At 42.9% G+C, this 2,538-nt stretch carries 3 protein-coding genes; all 3 read right to left on the bottom strand.

Features of this window, described 5'->3' with window-relative positions; all coding sequences use genetic code 11:
- Positions 1–66 precede the first annotated feature (66 nt).
- Complete coding sequence (locus ACKPQ5_RS03590) at positions 67–585, bottom strand: fasciclin domain-containing protein (protein WP_407677726.1); 519 nt, start codon at positions 583–585, stop codon at positions 67–69.
- Positions 586–712: 127 nt separating this feature from the next.
- Complete coding sequence (locus tag ACKPQ5_RS03595; RefSeq protein WP_407677727.1) at positions 713–1,705, bottom strand: metal-dependent hydrolase; 993 nt, start codon at positions 1,703–1,705, stop codon at positions 713–715.
- A 71-nt stretch (positions 1,706–1,776) separates the two neighbouring features.
- On the bottom strand, positions 1,777–2,538 hold a 762-nt coding region (locus ACKPQ5_RS03600), incomplete at its 5' end, for a metallophosphoesterase (protein ID WP_407677728.1).

Here is a 2,538-nt window from a genome sequence, read left to right on the forward strand (position 1 = left end):
TGACACTAAGTAATTATTCGTTCGTTTTTGGAATTTGGATTCAAAAAATTCAAAAAAATCTGTTTTTTAAATATTTGTACTGTTGGACTTCTTTTTAGCATTCTTCATGACATTTGGGATCAGTACTCCATCAATGACATGAATGATGCCATTTGAAGCTTTGATATCAGCTTTTACAACTTTAGCTGAATTGATGAAAAGATCGTTGTCTTTGACAGATAATTTCAGGGAACCACCGCTAACTGGCTCGGCACTTTCAAGTTTCCTGGCCTTCTTGGCTTTCACCTTTCCGGAAACGACATGATAGGTAAGCAACATTTGTAATTTGTCTTTGTTTTCAGGTTTGAGAAGATTCTTTAGGGTTTCAGGCCAAAAGTTTGCAAATGCCTCATCAGTTGGTGCGAATACGGTAAAAGGACCCTCACCTTTAAGAGTATCAACTAAGCCAGCTTTTTGGACAGCAGTGACAAGAGTCTTGAAACTACCAGCTTCAACTGCGGTATCAATAATGTCTTTTTTGGGAGCACCCACCAATAGGGATGCCATCGTTATGAGTGAGATTATGGATGTGATTACTTTTTTCATGTGATTTAATTTAGGTTAAAATTTATGTGTCTACTATTTGACACCACATGAGTATTCGTTCGTTTTTTGAAATTAGATTCAAAAAAGTGAATTTTTTTAGAATCTTCAAAAAAGACTCTAATTATTTCTATTCGGGATTGTCTTGCTTGCTCCAGATTCTCGCCCAGAGCCAAGGTAATTGGCTCCAGTCACGAATAGCCTGAAGTCTAGTTGGTTTAGTAGGAATATTTTTTGATCCTTCAAGCTCTGCGACTCGGAATTGAAATACATAGTTTGGCTCGGAACCCATCCGTAGATCGGTCATGGCAATGGATCCATTATTTTCAGACATCGCAAAATAACCGCGGGTAAAATTTTCTAGTTTGGCAACCGGAGGATGTTCATCCATACCTTTCATTAGTGACAGGTTTCTGGGATAGGAATTCACTGACAGCGGTGCATCTCCGTCGAATAGAGAATAGTAGGTCTCAAAATACTGGTCATGATGAATTCCCACCGTTCGCCAAAGTAGAGTGGTAAAAGGAGCGGGCGAGGATATGAATTGAGAGTAGGGCACACCCTGTTCATTTAATTTCTCTTCCATTTTTCCATTTACGAAGACACTTACCCCCAGTGCCCAAATCAAGTAAGCAAGGCTCAGGCTTAATCCGATAAAATTAAGTCTGTGATTTTTTAGAAACAAGGCAGCTGATACCCCAATTAAGATCGGGAGGGTAAAGAGGGGATCAATAATAAAGAGTGTGGGGACGGCATGCGGGGTGGTGTCCAACGGCCAGAAGATCTGAGTCCCATAAATGGTGAACAGATCCAAAAGAACACTTCCAATGAGGACAACGAAGGTAAGGAGCATCCACTTATTAAATAAGGGCTTGGTGTTTCGATGAACTTTTGTGATGAGCCAGGCAAAAACAGGCGACAGGGCAGTGAGGAGAAAAAGAGAATGACTAAATCCACGGTGATACACAAAATCATCCACCGGACTGCCAAGCGGTATGAATACATCAAGATCCGGTAAGGTTCCAAGAATTGCCCCCCAGATAAGAGCCTTCCTTCCGACCTTTTTTCCGAGTATGGCTTCCCCGCAAGCGGCCCCAAAGGTTAACTGAGTCAGTGAATCCATGATTTCAGCAAATGCAGGTAAGTTGGCTGTGAGTTAAAAATAAGAACCTTTCGGAATTTGGAAGGATACTTCTATTTAGATAAATCCATGGAGTACTCCAGATCAAAACGACTGGAGGCTTGGTTGCGAAATTTCTTGAGGGCCGGATTGTAGGTGTAGACCTTAATCTTGTTCTTCGTTGGTTCGAAGACCATGTAGCGTAGCCAGGATTCTCCTCCATTATGCAGGTTTTGATAGTCACTTAGTACTTGATGAACCTGATTGCCGTGATCACCCTTGGAGGTCAGGACTGCCTCTCCACTTGCATGACCGCATAAAACCATGAAGATATTTTTGTGTTTGATGACCAATTTTTCCCAGATCGCTTCCCCTGCGTTGCCCTTGATCTTGTATCCTAATTTTTCGAACCTTTTTCCATTCGCTCTCATATAGGCATGAGTCAGAACGATGACGCGATGTTCAGGATGTTCGGCAACCACTTTGTTCGCCCAAGCCAGGACTTCGTCGCGCGGTTTGCATTCGAGCGATACGATCAGGAACTTCATTCCGGCCGCATCGAAATGATACCACGAATTGTCATGTCTCTTGGGATCAAAGGTTCCACCGAATTCCTTGGTTTGGGCATATTTTTCGCGTGGAAAATATTTATTGAAGTGAGTGGTTCGGTTCACGGCGATATCCCCGCCGTATTTGTTGTTCGACTTTTGGAAACCCATGTCGTGGTTTCCCAGACAAAGGCAGTAGGGCACATGACCATCCAGGATGGACATCGCCTTTTTTGCGATTGCCCATTCTTCGGGTGCGTCCGCCTGAACGATATCTCCCTCATGCAC

The organism is Candidatus Seribacter sulfatis, assembly GCF_964187635.1.
In the GTDB taxonomy this organism is placed as follows: domain Bacteria; phylum Verrucomicrobiota; class Verrucomicrobiia; order Opitutales; family Seribacteraceae; genus Seribacter; species Seribacter sulfatis.